This window comes from Clostridium porci (assembly GCF_009696375.1).
Classification (GTDB): Bacteria; Bacillota; Clostridia; order Lachnospirales; family Lachnospiraceae; genus Enterocloster; species Enterocloster porci.
The window spans coordinates 66,037-87,434 of the sequence record NZ_VUMD01000006.1; the positions used below are offsets into that span (position 1 = coordinate 66,037).

Below are 21,398 nucleotides of genomic sequence, written 5' to 3' on the forward strand. Positions count from 1 at the left end.
GTTTATCCTTTCTCAAATTGTGATGTACCCGTTGCTTTTCCATTAAAGCTCAATGTTTAATACCTCTTTGAGTGCGTCCCCGTAGGAGAAGTCCTCGTCACAGTCGTACTCTTCCACGTTCTTCTGATAGAACGTCCACAGCCTGTCCATTAAGCCTTCATCGGTAAGAAGCGCTTCCTTTTTGATTCCAGCAGCTTCAAACACTGCGTCATCCGTTTCCCTGATGCGGTCCTTTAATTCATCCAAGTAATACCTCTTTAAAAGCATTTACTCCTCCTTTGGCGCTTTCACTGGTGCATACTTCTGTACGACTTGATCCTTGAAAAACAAGCCGCCGTATGCAAAGCCACCTTTTACTCTTTTTGCAACGATTGGTTCCGAAAGTTGTTCGGTTAAGATCCAGTAAAACTGATCCCCTGTACATGGTTTTCCATCTTTCATCGGAATCCATCTAGGACCAATGTCATATCGCGTCACAATGTCAAGAAGTGCATGCCTGCAATCCTCACTCATCTGGTCAGACGCTTCCATTACAGTGTCAAAGACCAGTTGCTTAAAGGTCTCTGGGAACACACGCATGGTCTCGCTCTTCCTTGTCTTACTCATTTGTCCTCCTTTTCACCTGCATCTGCAGTTTTCGTATTACGCGACTGCCCAAACACCCTCTGCCACATGTCTAAAGCATGTGTTCTTCTGCAAAGTCTGGCGGATCTTTTCTCTCCAGTGCTGGTTTGATGCACATTTCTTATGCCCGTCTACTCTTTGATAGATTTCTTTTAAGGCAAGCGGCTTGTGTGCTTCTTCCAGAATCGCCGCAACCAGGTCTCTCCAGGTGCCGGACACACAGTCTCTGACATCCATCTCTGTCTTCCGCGTCATTGCCACCGGAATAATCATTGCGGCGTCCTTTCTGACTACCATGACATATTCGTGGCTGATTGGGACAAAGTTCATGTTGGAATAGCTGCGGGAATCAGACACACAGTTGTGTTCCATCTTAATGATGATCTGCTCCAAAGTTCCCGGCTTTGCAATATCACAAAGCATGGAATAGAGTTTGCCTTTCTGTTTCCAATCACCCATCAAAACAAACATGCGGCCGCCCTTTTCCAAAGCAGAAAACTGCTTTAACATACAGTAGTTCATCTTTTTGACAAAATCATCCCAATCCTTTGCTCTCGATAAGTCATTGACTCTCGGATCAAAACCGTACTGGTTAATGATGTCCTGCGCCTTATACATCTTGTCGCTGTAAATAATCATGCCACCGTAAGGTGGATGCCAGAAGATGTTTTCTGCTCTTTCCGGAATATCCATGGTCATCATGTCAAACCCACGGTTCAAATCCAGAAATGTACCAGGAATCTGCTTGGCCCTGCAAACATCTTCTGTCGTTCCTCCTCCGACCATGTAATCGGATAAAAAGACTGGATTTTATACTGGGCAATCAGATCCTAGATCAGTCTGCCTGAACAGTTGCCACGGTAACGGTTGTTGCCGTATTGGCCGCGTTCTGGGTAACTTACTACACTTTTCATTTATGCTCTCTCCTCTCATATACCTTTTATTTACTTCATGTCAATTATGCTTTTGGATCCTTCACGAAAAAAAGCCCGTTCATTTCTGAACGAGCTTTTGAGGAGCCTTTCTATCTGGTGTTTTCGTACGATGGACGATCAAGCAGCTCATAGCCGGCTGCAGCTAATTCTTCGCCGGACAATGAAATTTCCGGGTTATTCGGGTCTGCCCAAGCCAATGTTTTTTCTTCGCATACCGGGCATACATCTGTGTTGATGTCCACAAGCATCAGGCGGCCGCAATTCATATACTGCACAAAATCGCCTACTTCCAGAGACTGATTTTGTGATGTAGTGGCATCTAAGACCGGAGTCTTCTGCTCTTCTGTCTCGCTGTTTACCTCCTGATTGTGATTTAATTTTGTCTCCAGTAAGTTCACAAATGCCTGGATGCCATTCTCACTCAGCATGGTCTCAACATCGTCACTGGAGCAATTCTCCACTGTGAACATGTACACAGCAAGAATGCAGTTCTTTTTTGACAGCCAGTATGCTGTTTTGTGGTTAAAGGCATTTTTAATTGGTGTTGCCACATAGTCCCCGTGAATGACCTGTTTACATTCTCTCATTTTTGGTTTCCTCCTACTCAACTATGTCTATGTATTCCGCTATAATTATGCTTTTCCATCGTCTGTTTTAATGGAGGCAGTATAGTGTGTATTTGTAGAAAAATGACTATTTCTTCTATCCGCAATTTTTTATCCACTAAAAAAAGAGCCCGAAGGCTCTTTTTCTTGAGGGTATTTGGTTATCCAATCCATGTTTTTCTTGCCAATCTTTTGTGTCTTGCTTCCGCCTTTTCCCATGCTTTCTTTAACCGAATATCTGTCCAAAGATCTTCCGGAGATTTGCCAAGATACCGCAAAACCTCCTCTTTGTCGCCAGTGTAAAAATATTCAACATCGCACATGGTCTTATACACAAGGTCTGCAAGTTTTCTGTCATTTTTCATGAACAGGGAGCGTTCTTTATTATGCCGGTCCAACATACCTAAGAACTTTTCGCTGTCGGATTTTTTAATCACGCCGCCTCCATAAACAGATACGCATTCGTGAAGGCTTTCCGCACCGATTGGCTTTAGACATTCTTTGATTTCCTCATCTGTTTTCTGACCAAAATACCGAATTAACGGAATATTCAAGGATGGCTCCCCTCCACTGAAAGTCACGGCGCCGATGCTGTCGCAGTGTTCCAGAATCTGGTCTACTACTTCCGTAGACATATCCATATTCTGTGCATCACCACGCAGGCAATGTTCGCACGCCATATTACAACGTCTGGTTACTTCTAAGATTAAATCCTGAACATACATGGTTCTTTTCCTCCATTAAGCGGTTATCGCCAGTTCTTTTGTGTGCTGTCCCTTGCCGAATGCTTCGTCGGCCAGTTCCATGAGCGGATCATTGGTGGCAGGATAATAGCCATAACAAGAATCACTTTCCTCCCATTCTCCATTTTCATCCAATGTCTCCACAATATAACCATACACCTCGCCGGTCAGATACTGATCATACATGTGTACCTCGGCCTTCAGAGTATCTTTTGCAAAGCTCTCCAGAGTTTCTTCTCCAGTAGGCATGATACCGGTTTCTTTCACTTTCTCAAGCGTCGTCCAAATCATACCGACATAACTGGTATCCCATGGATCCGAATTTCTTACGGTACTGATCGTGACTCCGCTGTGGTCATAGATATACAGCGGTGACGCAATGATCTTTCCCTGAGACAGCATGACGATCTCTTTTAAGGAGATTTCCTCCAAAATATCGTCATCCAGGATCTCTTTGTCCTGGTCCTCCAAAAGAAGTTCCTCTGTATTGTCATTCAGCTTTCGATAAAGCTGCCACAGACATTCTTCTCGCTGGTAGATCAACCGGATATGCTTTGCGTCCTTCTGGGCATACTGATGCAGTGTTTCCATCGTAATGCCGGCGCTCTGCATCATATCTTTTTTAAGTCCTCTAAGGTACGATACCCAGGTTCATCGCTGTAACCAGCATAACGTCCAAAACAGGACATGGTGCCAATATACCCATCAAGGTCAGCGCGTGGGTTACATGGATAGGTATCCATCTCTACATGCAAGCGTCTTACACAATTATTGCTTACGCAATATCTGTATTCATTCATGGTGTTTCCCTCTCTTTCCTCGTATGTCTTTATTTTTCAAGGAAATTATGGGATTGGATTTCCTTACACAAAAAGCTGCCGGGATTTCCGACAGCTCTTCGCTTTGATAGGCTTAAAAGATATGGTCCAAAACTTACATCTCATCTACAACATCCATGGCTACCGAAACGGCCGTGTCTGCGTTATCGGTTCCTTCCGGAATACCGGAAACGGTGACATTCTTCGTTACCTTGGCGTCATAGGTGTTGGCTCTCATGACCTCCGTCAGATCCAGTCCAGTGGTTTCTTTCATGGATTCAATGGTTTTCGCTAACACAGCCGGTACATATCCGCCCATGGATGCGACACCACCATTTCCGTTACCGGAGTCGATGATGGTTACCTTACCGATGGCGGAAAGCGGCTCTGCGATTGCCTTTGCCATTTCAGGCAGTTTCTCTACAATCATCTCCATCATAGCAGCCTGGCCATACTTCTTCATAGCCTCAGCCTTTTTCTCCATTGCTTCCGCCTCTGCAATACCGGTTGCCTGGATCGCTTCTGCCTGTGCCTTACCTTCTGCGGCAATACCGGCAGCCTTCTGCTCCATCGCATAACGCTCTGCCTCTGCAAGTGCTCTCGTCGCCTTTGCTTCCTGCTCCTGCTCATAGCGTTTTGCTTCCGCTTCCTTCTGACGCTTGGTTAATTCCGCCTCGGCGGCCTGTGCGATTGCATAGCGCTCGGCATCGGCTTTCTTATTGATCTCTGCTTCCAGTCTCTGCTGCTCAACAGCTACCTGCTGACGGTTCAGTTCTGCGTCACGCTCTGCCTTTGCAATCTGTGCATTTACAGTACGGATCTGAATTTCCTTTTCCTGCTCCTGCGCCTGAATATGGTACGCAGCATCTGCCTCTGCCTTCTTGGTATCAGAAACAATCTTTAACTCTGCTTTCTGAATTTCCAGCTCATTGTTCTTTCGAGCCATCTCGGTTTCAGCCAGCACTCTGGCATCATTGGCTTCCTTCTCAGCCTGAGCAACTGCAATCGCTACGTCACGATCCGCCTGCGCTTTCGCAATGGAAGCACTCTTCTGAATCTGGGACATGTTATCCTGACCAAGCGCGACAATAAGTCCCTTCTCGTCATCGATTTTCTGGATATTACAGGAAATGATTTCAATTCCAAGGTTGTTCATATCAACCTGGGCCTTTTCCTGCACCTGATCACCAAACTGTTTCCGGTCTGTACACAGTTCCTGCAATTTCTGGGTGCCGATAATCTCTCGCATATTACCCTGTAAAGAATCGGTCAATGCCTGACAAATCTCAGGCTCTGTCATATTCAGGAAGTTTCGCATAGCCAGTTTGATGCCCTCTTCGTCTGTACGAACACGCACCTTTGCAATCGCATCAATATCAACGCCGATGAAATCCTGTGTGGGAATGTAACCGTTGGTTTTAATGTCGATTGAGATCTGTTTTAACAAAAGTTCATCTTTTCGTTCCAAATACGGAATTTTGATGCCCGCTTGTCCAATAAGGATCTTTGGATTTTTTGTGAGGCCGGAAATGATGAAAGCCATGTCGGTAGGTGCTTTGACGTAGCCGCTGGCTAAAATCGCCACCACTGCGATTACCACTAAAGCAATCAGGATTTTGGGAAGTAACTGCATGATCATAATGATCCTCCTTTTCTTCTGCGTCAGCAGAAATGCGTTTTTATTGTTGAGTTAATTATGAAAAGGTTTTTCAAATTATTGGTTTTTCGTTAAGCATCAGTGTCCCATTCATCATTTTCTGATGCGTCCCCATACAGTTCCCGTACACCCACTCGTTTTTGCTGCCTTTGTTCCTCTACTTTGTCAGATAGCAGTTTCCACACTTCTTCCGGTTTTCGAACATTTTGGTTCAGAAAGTTCCCCATGGACATATCGCTACTGGATACCAAAATGGTTCCAATCCCAAAGACACGCTGCAGGAATGTGCATTTCACACTCACATCTTTGATGCGATACAAACGGATCTCATCATTGGTTACCGTCAAGAATCCTCTTTTTACAAAAAGTTTTTCATTCTCCAGACGATAATGCGTAAATGTCCATGGAAGACCACACCACAGTCTTTTTCTGTCTTGCCAGAGAATCTCTTTTTCTTCTGTATTCATTTTTTCTCTCCTTTCTTATTGAACCATCGCCAGATTTGGGCGTCCTACCATGACAACCGAGCTTAATGACACAGGCCTTGTAGCCACCTTCTGTTTGCTGTACGAAGCCTCGATCTGTCTTCCATCGCCGACATACATGGACACATGGGAGATATTGCGGTATCGTCCATTCTTTTTATAGGAATAAAAAATCAGGTCTCCAGGTTCCCATGCACTAACGCTGATTTCACTGCCGTCTGCCGCCAGCCCTCTTGCCATTTCCGCTGCCGTTGTAGCTCCTCCATGGGACAGATCAAGGCCGGCATCTTTGTAGCTGTAGTAAATTAAAGAGGAGCAATCATATGCTTTTCCACTGTCCCTGCGTTCCATGGAATATGGATAACCCAGCTTTGACATTGCAAAATCGATTGCCTCCTCCGAGGTGTCATTCGCTGCTGTACCGTCAGCATTTAAGAGCACTGTTTCTGTGGTCCATTCTGCTGTTTCATATTCCTGCGCAAATGCCGTGCCGGCCGACAGGGTGGCAAACAGTGCTGCAATGATTAACATTTTTCGTTTCATCGTTGGTTCTCCTTTTCATGTTTTCTTGGTCTAATTATGACAAAATTGTTACAAATATTGGTTTTTGCCTCTGTCAGTAAAAAGAAAGATCCTTGCATCTGTAGCTTTTGCACAAAAAAAAGACGCCGCTTTCGACGGCATCTTTTTGTATTAAACCTTATTTCTTTGTCTGTAATGAACACAGGATTTACAGGTTTCTGCGGTGTGCTTTTTGTATGGACACTTAATCTCCTTATTGTACACACAGCGGTTCTTGATCTTCTTGGTCATTAGAAAGGCCAGGATTCCAGCCAGAAGCACCATGAATAAAGCAGACGCAACCGGGTGTTCCTGCACCGCTTCTACGATTGCCTCGTAGGTTGCCGTGATGAATCCCACGATTTTTTCCAGAAAACTCTGTTCCTCTACAACGGCGGCGCCGCTTTCCTTTTCATAGGTGGCAGTCACCGCCATCGTGTAGATGACACTCTCCTCTGCCGGGATGTCTTCCTGGTAAACGTAGCTCCAGCTTTTACCAACGATTGCTGGCATGCTGACTTCTCCGCTATAGGTTGCTTCAATATCACGTACGCGTTTGCTGCCTGTACCACGGGCATTTCGCATCACGGTACCATCTGCGCCGGTATAGGCCTCTCCATCCCAGTTAATGCTGCTGACCTTATAAGACTCCGGATCCAATTTTAGATACGCCAGAAAATCATCTGCGTACGGCGTCAGATCTTCGGTTTTCGGAATTTCCTTTCCATTCAACACAAATACATCCGCATCATAGCCGCTGATCGTGATCGGGAAGGAAAACTCATCCTTCCACTGCTCACTTAAAGTTTTAGTGTCTTTCAAATCCAGGACCGCTTTTACAGTTTGCTTGGTATCAACGTCTTCAAATTCGGTTTCTTTTTTGTCCGGAATCTGCACGCCAGCCTCAACGCCCTTATAGGTCATCTTGACTTCCTTATATTCCGTGCGTTCTTCCGCTTCCTTTTCGTTTAACGTCTTCGACACCAACACATAGGATCGTCCATCTTCACCGATCATGGAATCTGCCGGCTCATACTCCGACTCATCCCCGGTAAATACCTCGCTGTTATAAGAAAGTGTGGATGGTACCACATCCTCTTTGTTGACCAGAGAGACATTTTTGGTTGCAGACAGCACATACGTTTCACCATGGACTGTGATCGTTTCCGGCAGATACTCTTTGGCATCACCGTTCTGATCATAGGTTTCATAAGTCAGCTTTTTATCAAAGCTGCCCGCTCCCGGTTCCACATCGTCGGTTTTGACTGTGACTTCCTTAAGGCCTCTTTGGGTTTCTGCAGCTGTTTCTGTCACTTCAGTCTGGCTGCTTTCTGTTTCTTCCTGTGCCACTGATGTTTCCTGGGATACGTCAGGCAGATTCGCTGACGCAAAGGCCGGACCGGCCTGGCACCCTAAAATAAGGGCGCCAGCCAGGAGAATGGCTACGGTTTTTCTCTTACGCATTTTCTTCTCCTTTCTTTTTCCGGCGTACGACTGCCAATCCCACAAGTCCGCAAGTCATAAGACCTGCAAGCATCAGGAACGGGAAGAAGTCTCCGGTCTTTGACGGGTTTGCAAATGGATGCCAGTTACCGTCGCGGTCAAACCAGCCCTTGCCGTAAGCATCAGATCCATTGTCGTACTTAGCATCAATGAAGCCTTTCTTGCCAGGATCCGGATCTCTCGGCTTATCCGGCGGGGTTTCTTTCTTGTGGTTATAGAAGGTTGTTTCACCCTCTACGCCACCCTTCTTCACGGTAAAGGTGATATATCCATCAGACAGCTCATATACGTTCGGCACCTTGGTCTCCCGTACAGCGTAATGTCCGTACTGGTCAGGCTTAAAGGTAATGAGCCCATAGGAATCTGTCGTACCGGTATACACAACCTTGCCCTCTTCGTTTGCAATCTCAAAACGCACACCCTCAACCGGCTCTCCGGTATCGTAATCTGCCTTTTTGATGATAACCTCTGGCGGGGTCTCGTAGTTTGCCACATTCTCAGACAGATGTGAGGTCTTATTGATCACAAACTCATACAGGGTTTCGTCAAGCTCATAACCATCCGGCGCCTTGGTCTCCCGATAAGAATACTTACCAGGTGTTGTGAATGTTACATAAGCCTTACCATTCTGATCTGTGACAACTTTCTTGTACACATTGCCCTTTTCGTCATAAATCGTGAATTCAGCACCCGGCAGTCCCTTCATAGTCATACCGTCATACTTGTTGAATTCAATGGACGGCGGCTCTGGTGTACTTCCGCCACCACCTCCACCCGGCTTTTTGTCTTCCATCACAACAACGAGCAAGGTGTCTGGCTTTGTCATTGACATGGTAAATTCCACATCCGCGGCCTTAAGGTAGCCAGCCGGCGGTGTGATCTCGTGGAAGAGGTAGGTTTCGCCCGCTTCCAGTTTTCCGGTTAAGATAATCTCGCCATTCAGCTCAAATTCTGGAACAATGACTGCCTTGTCGGACTTTCGTAAGATTGAGAACTTACCACCGCTCAGCTTTTCATCCGTTCCCTTCTTAACCTTCACGAGTTTTACTTCTGTCTGCTCATCGGTCATCTTCACTGTCTGTACTTTTTCAGTATTTTCTACAGTAAAGCGAACCGGTTCTGCTTTGTAGTAACCTGCCGGAGCCTCTTCCTCATACAAGGTATAAGTCTTGCCGGCGACGAGTTTGCCAGTGATGTTTCTGGCCTTGCCGTCAGTTACCCAGGCATCCATCACATCTCCATTTTCAGCACGTACCACCAGTTTTGCTCCGATGACTGCTTTGTCGTTTTCATCTACCTTGATGATCTCCATCTTGGTCGGTGCGTTCTTCATCGCAGCCTTAATCGGTGTCTTCTGGTTCAAATACGGAATCTTAAAGGAAACGCTGTTGCCAGTCACATAGCCATCCGGGGCTTCAAGCTCCTTTAACAGATAGCTCTGTCCGGAAATCAACTGGCCAGTGATGTTTACGCCGTTCGGATCTGCTGCAAAGATCAGTTCCTTACCTCTTTCAAAGAGTTCGGATTCCATGATCGCTTTCACAGCGGTTCCATCCGGGTTGACGATCTGATAGCGTCCGCCAGACAGCGGGTTGCCATCCATGTCAGTCTTGACAAAGAGTAACTTGGTTGGTGCATCTTTCATGCGAACCACATTGTTCGTTACCGAAATGCTCTTTGCTACACCCTCAGCATGAATTTCGCCGTTTTCATCCACGGCATTGCCGTTTTCGTCAATGGTGATCTTCTTGCCGTCGTTTGTATAAGTGCCGTCCGGATGCGCCACGATTGTGGTCGGGTAGCCGTCCTTGTCATAAAGGATCGTCTCACCTGCATTGTTGATGTAATGTGCTTCGGTAATTGTACCGTCTGCACCGATGGTAAACTCGATGTCCTCAGAGTAGCCGTAACCCTCCGGCGCCAGCTCCTCGTGATAACGATAGGTTGTATTGGTGTTTAATGCACCCTCGAAGACCTTGTTCTCTGTTCCGGATACCCATTTTGCAATGTGTTTCGTGGAACCATCTGGCAGTACCTCTAAGAGTTCACAATTTGCACCAACAACTTCCTCTCCTGCAAAGTCTTCCTTGGTAAAGGAAATCTTTGTCGGGGTATCTTTCATTGGTACCTGTACCGGATGTTTCTGGTTCAGATACGGGATATGGAATGTTTCATCTGCTCCAACAATATGACCAGTCGGAGCTTCTAACTCACGCAGGATAAAATCTTCTCCTGCCTTTAACTGGCCCGTGATATTGGTGCCAGCCAGTTCGGCAGCAAACATGATGCGCTCGCCCGCAGCAATGTTGCCGGTATGCTCTGTGGACGGGATATTGGTATCACGCACTGCGCGTACTTCTTTTCCGTCCGCTGTCAGGATCTGGAACTTACCGCCGGAAAGAACCTTGCCGTTCAGATCCGTTTTCTGGATAAACGCATCAGTTGGTGCATCTTTCATGCGGAACGTGTTATCCTCGATCACCAGCTCTTTCATTACGCCCTCAGCGTGAATCTCGCCGTTTTCGTCCACAGCATTGCCGTTTTCGTCAATGGTGATCTTCTTGCCGTCGTTTGTATAGGTGCCGTCCGGATGCGCCACGATTGTGGTCGGGTAGCCGTCCTTATCATAAAGGATCGTCTCACCTGCATCGCTGATGTAGTGCGCTTCGGTAATTGTACCGTCTGCACCGATAGTAAACTCGATGTCCTCAGAGTAGCCGTAACCCTCCGGTGCCAGCTCCTCGTGATAACGATAGGTTGTCTCGATTTCCCACTGTCCGTCAAAGGACTTCGGTACATCCGTTGATACCCATCTTCCAAGGCTTTCTGTGGTTCCATCTGGATTTACTTTCAGAAGCTCACAGGTAGCTCCAAACACTTCCTTGCCAGCGAAGTCTTCCTTCGTAAACTGGTAATCCGGAATGCGTTTGTTGGACACGATTGCCTCAATGGATTCTCCATAGTGACCAACGGTAAACTTCACATCTTCCTCTGCCTTTGTATATCCAGGCGGAGGTGTAACCTCGTGCAGATAGTAGGTCTTATCGGCCTGTAATACCGTCTGCCATTCTTTCCAGTCAAATCCGATGCCGAATCCGTTTTCATCGGTATCCGTGATTTCGAGGACGACGTTGCCGTCTTCATCGAGTACCTGGAAGGTACCGCCCGGTAAGATATGGGCCGGATCATCTACGCTGTTCTTTAACAACCAGATAATCGGATATTCCGTCTCATTTGGTCCCGGCGGATTCTCCTCTGGCTCTTCGTCCGGTGTCTGTACTGGGGTATTCGCGTCATCTTCCTTGTCTGGAATTTCCGGGAACTCCTCAACACCGCCTTCAGTGCCGTCCGGTTTTTCCGCTTTTACACTGTGTGTACGAGCCACATTTAAGTAACCGTTTCCGTCGTCCGGTGATGTAAATGCCAGTCTTTCCGGTGCATTTTCACTGACTCTTGCCGTATATGTTACCACAACTTCATTGCCAGGCTCCACGCGAACACGAGCGGTCTTGTAACCGATACCCATGCCGTCGCCGGAAATATCCTCACCGTCAATCTTGGTGATTTTCAGGTCTTCAAAGTAGCTGCGGATGCCGTAATCAAACTCATCCGATACATACATTTTCAGAGCCATGTCTCCGGTATTGCGGATGCGAACTTCGTAAGTGACTGTATCTCCACGCTTAAATCCGTAACGATCCTCGTTCTCTTTTTCCGGAGCCGGAGTCGGTCTGGATTTTGACATGGTATATCGCGGTGTGTCCTCTTCCGGCTTCTGGACCGGAGTATTTGCATCGTCTTCCTTATCTTCCAGGTTCGGATGATCGTGAATTTCGACTTCTGTCTTTTCGTCACCCTTACCATCTCCGTCATGGTCTTCTCCACTGTACTCATAGTATTTTCCGACCACGTCATAGGTTCTGGCGGTATTGACATAGCCCTTGCCGTCATCCGGTGCGGAATCGGATAAGTTTTCCGGTGCTGTTTCTAAGACTTCTGCCTCATATGTGACAACCGCATAGCCACCCTGTTCAATGGTAATATTTGCCACAGAACCGTTGATGCTGTGGGTTGTACCCATCTTGCTGCTCAGGCGGTCGTTGGCACGTGCATAGTATTTGACTGCCACAACAAGCGGCTGGCTGAAATAGGACTCATTTTCAAATGCGTCGCTGACATTCATGGTCAGTCTCGTGCTTCCGGTATTGGTAATGGTCACATCGTAGGTCACAATGTCGCCTGCGAAGAAACCATATTTACCAGTCTCGCCCTTTTCCGGAGCTTCCGTGACACGTTCCTTTTCCATTTCATAATTCGGCTCTTTACCCTCTGGGTCTGGAGTCGGATCCGGCAATTCATCCGGTGGAACCTCTACGATAATGCGTCGGTTCTGCATCTCAACTACCTGCTCTTTTCCATCGCTGTTTACCACAAACTCGATGTCATAGCTGTAATAGTAGCCGTCAACCGTTCTGGACTCTCTTAAGGTATAAGTAGCACCAGGAATGAGTTTTCCGTCAAAGCGGAACTCGCCGGTTTCGTCTGTTACCCATTCTGCAACCTTGTCAGCCGGGTCATACTCTGCATAAGGCTCTTTCTTCGGACACTTATAAAGTTCCAAAGTAGCACCTGCAAGGCTGGTGCCTGTCTTCTGGTCGGTTTTTCTAAACACAACCTTGGTCGGAGCATCTTTCATACGGATCACGTTTCCAGTTACCGGAATCTGCTCTTTTACACCCTTTGCATGAATATTGCCCTCTGCATCTACAGCATTGCCGTTTTTGTCAATCGTAATGGTAACACCATTGTCGGTATAGGTGCCGTCCTGGTGCTTCACGATTGTGGTTGTAAATCCATCTGCGTCATAGAGAATGGTCTCTCTGTTTTTATTGACATAATGCGCGTCTGTGACCTTGCCGTCCTCATCCAGGGTAAACTGAATGTCTTCGCTGACTAAGTAACCATCCGGTGCCTTGACCTCATGGTAAAGGTATGTGGTATCACCCGTCAGTTTTCCGGCCAACTCATGCGGTTTTGTACCGGATACCCAGGATTCAATAGTTGTAGTTGTGCCGTTTGAATTGATCTTCTTCAGTTCAAGGGACGCACCTGGCACTTCCTTGCCGCCAAAATCCTCTTTGGTAAAGGAAATGGCTGTCGGCTTATCCTGCATGATAACCTTGTCTACCACGCCGTCTTCCGATACGGTAAAGATAACGTCTGCGGAATAACCATAACCCTCAGGCGCCAGTTCCTCGTGATAACGATAGGTCTTTCCTGCTTCCAGAACGCCAACAAACTTTCTCGGCTCCTTGGTAGATACCCACTCCATCTTATTGCCGAGAGCATCTGTTAAGACGTTTCCTCTCTCGTCCATCAGCTGGCAGAGTGCCCCTTCCACTTCTTCGGAGGTTGCCCAGTCTGTTTTTGTAAACCAAACCTCGGTCGGTTTGTTGAACATCGTAATGTCTTTGATTTCACATTTCTCACCGAACGCAAAACCAAATTTGTTTAACACAAGCTCGGAGTCATCGGTAAAGTTCAGATGCTCAGTCAGAACATAGTCCGTGTTTTTCTCAAAGGGCGTGCGTTCGCTGTTTTCATTACGTGTATTGGTAAACAGCACGTTGGATACGGCGGTGTTGGATGTCTTTCCGTCCGGCTTGGTGTTGCTGACCACAAACTGATAGTCTTCCGGTACGACCTGGACCACACTGTACTTGGTGTTATACGGCAGGTCATGGATCACAACAAAGTCATTTCCGTAAAGTGTGACTGTAAACTCCGTTTCTTTCTCAGTGGCTGCGAATCGGCCGCTGTTGCTGGCGTTCTTTGTCACATAGCCATAGATGCCCGTAAGCGGTGCTCCGCTTTCATCTGTCAGCTTGATCTTAAAGACAAAAGCGGCGTTTTTGTTATCCAGATGTGTGCCTTCCACCGCACTGGACACCACAAGTTTTGAACTATCTTCAAATGAGCCGCTTCCCTGGTTGACTGCAATCGGATTGATATACTGATACATACGATCTCCGATGTTTACCTGCTGATCAATATAACCAGCTTTTCCTGTTACGGTCGCAATCACGGTATAGGTGCCGGATTCTTCTGTTGTGGTTGCACGGAAGTTTCCATCCTCGTCTTTTTCAAAGCCCTTTGTACTGAAATAGTTCAGATGCTTATCCGCGAACAGAACAATCTCCTGTCCTGCTCCTGTATAAGAAATCTCATACTGGATACGGTCTTTTTTCTGAACCGCAGCGTGGTTTGCACCTACTTTTTTCACAACCGTCAGGCTATTTGGATCTGACACAAGCGGATTAGCTACTGTGTAGCTTCCATTGTTATCCGGCGTAAAGTGTAAGATAGCCTTGTCGTTGGAGTCTGTGATGTCCACGGTTAAATCTCTGACTGCATGGTGCAGATCCAGGACCATTTCTCCATTATACAGCTTTCCAATGAATGTTGTGGTACTTAAGCGATCCACATTTCCGTCTGAATACTGCACGTATTCATTCATGCGATAGGTGTGTCCGTCCGTGATGTTTTTGGAGGTCAGAGTCACAGTACCATCTTCCAACATGCCGATGTTTTCGATTGCACCCTCTACGTCCAGATCCTCTAAGGTAATGGTGGAGGCCTCTACCTTTCTGGTTGTAAATGTGACGCTTTCAACTGCATCCGTGCTGTCGGTCTTAAATTCGATGTTGATGACTTCTTTATCATCATACCAAATCTTATCGATGGAACGACCGGTACTGGATACACGGAAGAAAATATCGTCAGCCTTGGTGTATCCGGCCGGGACTCTCTCTTCTCGCAGGACATATGCCTGTCCGGCGGTCAGTCCGGAAATGCTGTGAGTCCTTTCGTTTTTCTTTACTTCCCAGGTCCAGGTATCGTTAAGAGAAACGCCGTTGCTCTTCCATGTCCCGTCTTCCTGTACGGCTTCGTATACCTTTAACACAGTGCCAGGTACGGCTCCGCCATTTTGGAAGTCTTTCTTGGAGATGGTTAATTCAGATGGCTCATTGGTAACGGTTAATACGCCATTTTTGATGCTGGCGTCTTTTGGATTTACCATAATGGTAACATGACCGCTTCCATTCTGAGCTGCAGTGAATTCATGTACGGTCGGGTCTAGCTGATATCCAGCCGGAGCACTTGTCTCTTCGATGGTAAAGGTATATGGCTCAATCTGTCCCCCTGCGGTAAAACGACCAAGATCCTTTACGTTTAAGGTGCCATAACCATCATTTCCTGTGATGATGGTACCAACCTCGACTCCACCAAGCGTCTTGTTCTTAATGGAGAAGATTGCTCCGGAAAGCGGTGCGTGCTCATCCGTTGCCGTGATCTTATGTACCTTAACTTCCAGAATCTGCGGCATATTGATCACTGTCATGCCGGTCAGCTGATCTGCAGTTGTCAGGTCTGTGACCTGAATCTCTTCTGGCTCAATTGGTGCATAATAGGCAGGAACCTTGGTCTCTGTCAGATAGTAGAATCCGTTCTGCAGATTGAACACCGTATGCGGCTTGTAATCGCCGATCTGATCTTCTCTGATCTTTTCAGCGCGGAAGTCCGCTTCGGTGTATTTGCCATCATTGCCGGACACAAAACGATCTGCCAAAGTCACACCAGCCGGTACATTGCCGTTCGCAAACGCTTCCTTATAGTTCGCGACCGGTGTGCTGCTGTAGTACAAGGATAACTCTGCTCCCGGAATGACTGCAGCTTTTGCAATATCCGGATCGGTCACTGCTGTGTTATCTTTGTTTCCGGCATAGAACACATTGTCTTTCTGTGCCAGCTTTGCAACAACTAGCTGTTTTTTCTTATTCTCAAGTGTGTAACGCTGCACGTCGCCGTGTTTGTCTACTGTGATACGCTTGTCCTCTGCTGCCACAAATCCCTCCGGCACACGAGTCTCCTTTAAGATATAATCCTTTTCCGGGATATAGTCGAATCGGTGTCTGCCGTCAATGGTATCGTAGCTGACCATTCTTGCATATTCGCCGGAATAATCATTGCGGTAGTTAAATCCAAAGGATACGCCATATGCCTGGCGTCCTGCGTGGTTGGTTTCGTTCATCGGATAGATGCTAATGTGCATCTTGGATCCGTTGCTCACGTTCCAGATCTGGTCAGAGAGCGTTCTCGATGCAGCCTCATCCTTGGTCGCTGTCATCGTAATGGTGTAAGTGAAGGAGTTTTCTTCCGGATTTCTTCCGTCGTATGCTTCCTTGAAGCCTTCCGGCGCCTGATCCGGTGCTGTGTTTTTATAGCAGGTCACGCGGGATCCGTCAGATAAAATCCATACTTCGTTGTCTTCTGTGGAGCCAGATGCCATTACTGCTTCACGCAGTACCTTCCAGGACATCTGATTAAAATCTGTTTTGCCATTCTTCACCTGTTCGGTGAATGCTTCAACGAAACTGGTCGGTCTTTCTTCTCTTCCAAACAAACCTGTGAATTTCTGCCACAGTGTTTTTGTCTGCTTGTCAGCGATCTCATTGGTGTAATCGGAAATATCATCGGTATTCCAAGATGCCACCAATGCACCGTTTGCGTCTGTCAGAGACAGTTCCGCTCTATAAGCGTTCGGAAGATGTTTCTTGTTTTCTCCGTCTTTATAGTATTTCTCAATTTCGAGTTTGGTGTGGTCATCCGCCATGGCAAAGAAATGTACGGAATCAGATTCAGTAATGGTAATGTTCTTGTCAGGCATCTGTACCATTCCTGCCGGTGTTTTTTCCTCGGAAATCACATAGTTTCCAGCCGGAATACCCTCTAAGAACAGCGGAACATCTGAGGAGAATGTGATGTAATACACACCGTTTTCCTGCTGCTTTTCGATACCGCTGTGGGCAGTAACTTTCACCCAGTCGCTAAAAGCACTCTTAGTCTTTTCGTCCCTTCCTCTTAAAGCCATGGTCGCTCCTTTGACATGAACAAAGGAATACTGACCTTTGGTTTCTTTGACGGTCACATTCTGACCGTTACTGTTCTTTTGCAGTACGCCATCAATATAGAGGTTCTTATCATAGGACTCCGTTGCGTCTACTTTGACAAACTCTGCCTTGATGGTGGTATCAGTCATTTCCGCATACTGTACATTCGTATGCTCGTTCATGGTTACTCCAACCGGCAATGCTTTTACAAAGCCGTCCGGCGCCTGAAGCTCTTCCATAATATAATGACCGGCATTGACACGTTTTAACATATCTGCCTGGCCGCCGGATGTCGTATGATCGGAATAGACATCGTTACCGGTCTTTCCGTCTGCACTGATCGTATTGTTTCCGTCGGCGGTATTGCCTACGGTATCCACGTTCTGCACATCAAGCGGATCATTTGGTGTGTTTTCACCAGTCGTCCAGATATTCTCAATCAGGAATGCGTCGCCCAGACGACGATACAGAATATTGTCTGTGGAATGAATGTCACCAGAACCATGTCTAAACTCACCGCCATTTGCATCAAAAGTCACGGTAAGAGTCTTTGTAGTTCCAGTGGCTTCCTGCTCAGAATACCACTGATTTCTCTCATCATCCGGCATACCGCTGCCGTTTTTGTTCTGCCACTCAGCCTTTGCGACCAGTCCATTTGCTTCCAAACGGTCCGGTTCTACCAGCCAGCCGCCAAACACATAGCCCGGGCGTACCGGAGTCGGAACGGTGTTTTTGCCATTTACAATGTAGTTGCCATTCAGGTCTACCATGACCTTGACTTCCAGCTTGCTGCCGTACTGGTAATGCGTGCTCTGATCAAACGGATCATCCTTGTCTCCATTATAGAGTGTGTCGTGATCATTGATGGTGTACGCGTTTTCGTTATCATCGTCTAAGGAATCCTTATAGACATAGCCGAGATACTCATCCCCGTCATAGTCAAAACGATCCTCACCCTTTACATACGTTTCATCAGACTGTCTGTAGTACACCGGATGACCGTATTGATCAAGCACCGGATTCATTTTCTTTTCAAAGCGATTGGACTCGCTGTCATAGGTTCCGGTTGTGTGCTCGTTGGCAGTATATGCGTTAAAGGTTGCCACACGTGTGGTCATAATCTTCTGAAAGGTTCTGGAACCTTTCTCATTTCCTGCGCTGGCTCCGGAACCGTCATAAAAGACATTTACTGGCCACACAAAAATCTTGGCGTCCTTTGTGGAATCCGTGTCGTTTCCGCCATGGATGTTGTCATGGCCCTCTTTCGGCTCGATTGCCTCTTCGATATAGGCAATACCTGTCTGCGGATCCACCATGGAGTCTCTGTTTCCATCCTTATCCAGATGGTAGATGACGGTATCTTTTCCGACCTTAATTCTCTTTTCATGTTCGTTATAACGAATCTTAGAGAAGTCGCCGCCGACAAATTCATATACCGGAGTGCTGGAATTTGACGGGAATGCAAAGATTGAGAAATCTCTCTCATTCCACTGGGTAATGTCAACCACATTCCCTTCCTTATCAAATCCGTACACGATTTTTCCTTTGTTCGGACGCTCTGCCCCAAAGACATCGTCTACTTTTTTGCCGTCTTCATAGACGTCATTGGTTGTAATTTCCAGGTCGTCCATGCTGTAGAACAAGATCGGGGTATCGCCACGCTGTACGGTCTGAGCGATCCAAACACCATCGCCGGCATCGTTGATTTCATCCTGATAGTCATAGTTGTGATTAATCACATTGCCCTGACCATCCATTTCTACCTTTGAACCGTCATTTTTCTGCAGCACATACATGACCTTGTTGCCTGCATAACCCTTCTGAACATATGCGCTGGCCACGTTATTGGATCCATCCATACGCTCAATGGTTACGCCGCGGAAACGCTCGTCCTCTCCATAATCCTCCCCATCATTTGTGATGGAGGGATCGCGGAAAATCTCAACCGCATCATAAAGTGCCATTTTGGCACCTGCAACGTATCGGTTTACATCTTCTGCAGTTTCCAGCTTTCTGGTTACATAGGCGTATCCCTCAAAAACGCCGTTGGCATTATAAAGGATCTGGATCTCTTCATCCAGATTCTGCGCCTGACGGTTTAACAGATACTCCAGGGTGCCTTTTAGCCAGCCGTATCCCAGATAAACGCCGTTATTTCCATACGCAAGCTCGACCTTGTCTGCTCCGTATTTCTGCAACAGCTCGGTTGCCGTGCCATTGACACGTCCGGAAATCTGATAGGTAATCGTGTTTTCCTGCGTGGCATCAGTGGCATCTGGAGCAATACCTTCGTGTCCGCCCTGTTCGGTTTTTACCTTCGATACCTGAAGTCTGAGCGGGGTATCATTGATGTACGTTCCTTCCGTGCGAATCTCGTCCTGCGGTTTGTTTCCATTGGGAATCGTCCCGTCCGGATTCATTGGCGGGTTTGGCCCCACTGCGTATGCGGTCATGGCACCAGCGGTATTACTCAGCAGCATGGCCGCTGAAAGCACAGAACAAATCATTCGCTTTGCCTTCGTTTTCAAAAGCATAATTGGCTCCTCCTTTGCTTTTTTCAGTGGAACTGCTGCAGGTGTGACCCTGCAGCCATCTCATTTGCAGAAATTATGGGGCTATTTTTTTCGAAATAGGTTTTTCTTCCTTTTTTCGCCTTCCTACTATGAGATTTAATTTTCGATCCGCGAAATATCTGTTTTTTGATGATCGCGATATTGAAACAATGACATTAGTCTATTGCAAAACCCTTCAAATGGCCAAAAACAAACTTTGCGGATATGAAAAAATATGGTTTGTTAAAATGATTGCCTGGTTATACGAACCGGAAAGCAGAATTCTCGATATTGGTAGCGTCGTACATATTCAGATACATGGCATATAGATCAAAAGCCAGCCATGCACTGATTGGATCGGAGTCTAAGACCGTCGGATCCAAGTATCGCCATACCTCTTTTTCCCGATCCCACGCTTTGATCCAAACATGAAGCTGGGATTTATCCGCTGACAAATGGCCGGTGATATACTCCGCTGGAATGCCTGCCGCTTCCAGTGCTTCCTTGGCCAAGCGGGCATAATGATAACAAACACCTTTCCCTGCCTGCAAGGCTTCCGTCATATTGGCGCTCTGATAAGCACTGTCATACTCAAACGTTCCGGATACCAGTTCCATCGCCGCTCTGATTTTTTCCTCCTCAGTCACTTTCATCGAAATCTGTGTTGCCAATGAAGCGATGGTATCATGGTAGATGGGATTTTCCTGTGATGCCGCCGGCAGAAAATTTGCCTTCGGAATAACAACCTTTCCATGATCGGTATCCTGGCGCCAAATTTCCAAACCTTGTCTATCGCAGATTTCCAGCTGATGCCAGATCGTAAAAAGCGCAGCTTCTGTCTCGTTATCAAAAACAAGATTGCCACCCTCAGGTGTGGCTTCAAAAATCGGACGATACTTCTCTCCAATATAGGACAGGGAATTGATCTGACGCCCTTCCTCATCATAGATAAACTGATCATCTGCAGCACCATTTGCGAACAGATTGCCGCTTCCATCTGCTAAAAAGATGTCTCCGTGGTCATTGATCACATAATACCCCATGGTTTCCTCTGCTGCTTTTTCATACTTGCCGTTCACAATATCTGTTACCAGGCCGGTATTTCGGCTTTTTGCCGCCGTTTCCGTCATCGTGGGCATTTCGATTTTTGTAGCATCCTGCAATGCAAATGGGTGAACGGAACATGCCGCAAATAAGATTGCTGCGGCTACAATAGAACGCTGTTTTCTCATGTCTTTCCTCTCCTTTTTCAAAACTAGAAGAATTATGCACGAATCCAGAGTGTCTTTGGCAAAATCCCATGACTCTATCTGAGCTTCTTACACACAAAAAAGAGCCGCCGAAGCGACTCTCTTTTTATCATGCCGATACCTGGGTATCATATACCTCCAGGTTGTTTACAGACACCTCATACGTGGTCTCTGATTTACGTTTGATCAAACGGCTCTGAATGCGGCCGTTGACCTTGACCTGTGTGTTTACCGGAAGCTGCGCGACAAGCGCTGCATTCTGATTCCATGCCATACACGGAATCACATCCGGATGCTTGCTGTCACGCGGAACGGATAAAGGAAACTGCGTCAGCTGTCTGGTCTGACGCTCCTTAAATTTTGGCTCCTTATAGATTGAACCAAACAGGCACACATCGTTTACGTCTGCCGTCTCTTCCTTTGCCGACATACAGTTCTGCACCAACACTGCCATACCCATATGGGACTTTTCATTCTTCTGAATGTTATAGCAGCGTACGGTGCCAACGACATCGACACGTGTCATCTGCTCCATCTCCGTCTTTACCTTCTCCGAAATCGTCAGAGGGATATAATCTTTGGCTCCGCTCTTTCTCTTGGTTACGATCGTAACCGTATAAAAACGCTGGCCAAACACCGCATGACTAAATGCGATAGGTCCCTCCAATGTTCCGATTAGATGGGCCTTATTCATGTAGCCAATAAATCTCATCT

13 protein-coding genes are annotated in these 21,398 nt (G+C 46.9%); all 13 read right to left on the reverse strand.

Translation table 11 applies throughout. From position 1 onward, the window contains the following. Window positions 1-42 precede the first annotated feature (42 nt). The 13 genes from FYJ39_RS08050 to FYJ39_RS08110 all read right to left on the reverse strand — a co-directional run bounded on the left by FYJ39_RS08050 (window position 43) and on the right by FYJ39_RS08110 (window position 21,396). Window positions 43-267: a hypothetical protein gene (locus FYJ39_RS08050; protein WP_154471962.1), complete on the reverse strand. Its 225-nt coding sequence runs from the start codon at window positions 265-267 to the stop codon at window positions 43-45. Then, window positions 268-606 (reverse strand): hypothetical protein, encoded by a 339-nt coding sequence (locus tag FYJ39_RS08055; RefSeq protein ID WP_154471963.1) that lies wholly within the window; start codon window positions 604-606, stop codon window positions 268-270. It abuts the gene before it with no gap. 36 nt (window positions 607-642) lie between these two features. Continuing rightward, window positions 643-1,410 carry a DNA methyltransferase gene (locus FYJ39_RS08060; protein WP_235919774.1) on the reverse strand — a complete coding sequence of 256 codons (768 nt, stop codon included), beginning with the start codon at window positions 1,408-1,410 and terminating at the stop codon, window positions 643-645. A 238-nt stretch (window positions 1,411-1,648) separates the two neighbouring features. Further along, the gene (locus FYJ39_RS08065) at window positions 1,649-2,146 is read right to left on the reverse strand and encodes a hypothetical protein (protein ID WP_154471964.1); all 498 of its coding nucleotides are present in this window, start codon (window positions 2,144-2,146) and stop codon (window positions 1,649-1,651) included. A 179-nt stretch (window positions 2,147-2,325) separates the two neighbouring features. After that, window positions 2,326-2,889: a DUF7659 family protein gene (locus tag FYJ39_RS08070; protein ID WP_154471965.1), complete on the reverse strand. Its 564-nt coding sequence runs from the start codon at window positions 2,887-2,889 to the stop codon at window positions 2,326-2,328. 15 nt (window positions 2,890-2,904) lie between these two features. Further along, on the reverse strand, window positions 2,905-3,522 hold the full coding sequence (locus FYJ39_RS08075; protein ID WP_154471966.1) for a hypothetical protein: 618 nt from the start codon (window positions 3,520-3,522) through the stop codon (window positions 2,905-2,907). Window positions 3,523-3,840: 318 nt separating this feature from the next. After that, complete coding sequence (locus FYJ39_RS08080; protein WP_154471967.1) at window positions 3,841-5,364, reverse strand: flotillin family protein; 1,524 nt, start codon at window positions 5,362-5,364, stop codon at window positions 3,841-3,843. 89 nt (window positions 5,365-5,453) lie between these two features. Further along, window positions 5,454-5,849, reverse strand: coding sequence for a PH domain-containing protein (locus tag FYJ39_RS08085; RefSeq protein WP_154471968.1), 396 nt, complete (start codon window positions 5,847-5,849; stop codon window positions 5,454-5,456). Between the two features lie 15 nt (window positions 5,850-5,864). Beyond that, complete coding sequence (locus FYJ39_RS08090; RefSeq protein ID WP_154471969.1) at window positions 5,865-6,410, reverse strand: C40 family peptidase; 546 nt, start codon at window positions 6,408-6,410, stop codon at window positions 5,865-5,867. A 150-nt stretch (window positions 6,411-6,560) separates the two neighbouring features. After that, window positions 6,561-7,892, reverse strand: coding sequence for a hypothetical protein (locus FYJ39_RS08095; protein ID WP_154471970.1), 1,332 nt, complete (start codon window positions 7,890-7,892; stop codon window positions 6,561-6,563). After that, entirely contained in the window at window positions 7,885-19,416 is an 11,532-nt protein-coding gene (locus tag FYJ39_RS08100) for an MSCRAMM family protein (RefSeq protein WP_154471971.1), read from the reverse strand. The genes FYJ39_RS08095 and FYJ39_RS08100 overlap by 8 nt, the downstream gene beginning before the upstream one ends. Window positions 19,417-19,694: 278 nt before the next feature. Continuing rightward, window positions 19,695-20,666, reverse strand: a complete 972-nt coding sequence (locus tag FYJ39_RS08105; protein ID WP_154471972.1) for a transglutaminase-like domain-containing protein — start codon at window positions 20,664-20,666, stop codon at window positions 19,695-19,697. Between the two features lie 127 nt (window positions 20,667-20,793). Next, window positions 20,794-21,396 carry a single-stranded DNA-binding protein gene (locus FYJ39_RS08110; protein WP_154471973.1) on the reverse strand — a complete coding sequence of 201 codons (603 nt, stop codon included), beginning with the start codon at window positions 21,394-21,396 and terminating at the stop codon, window positions 20,794-20,796. Between the last annotated feature and the right edge of the window lie 2 nt (window positions 21,397-21,398).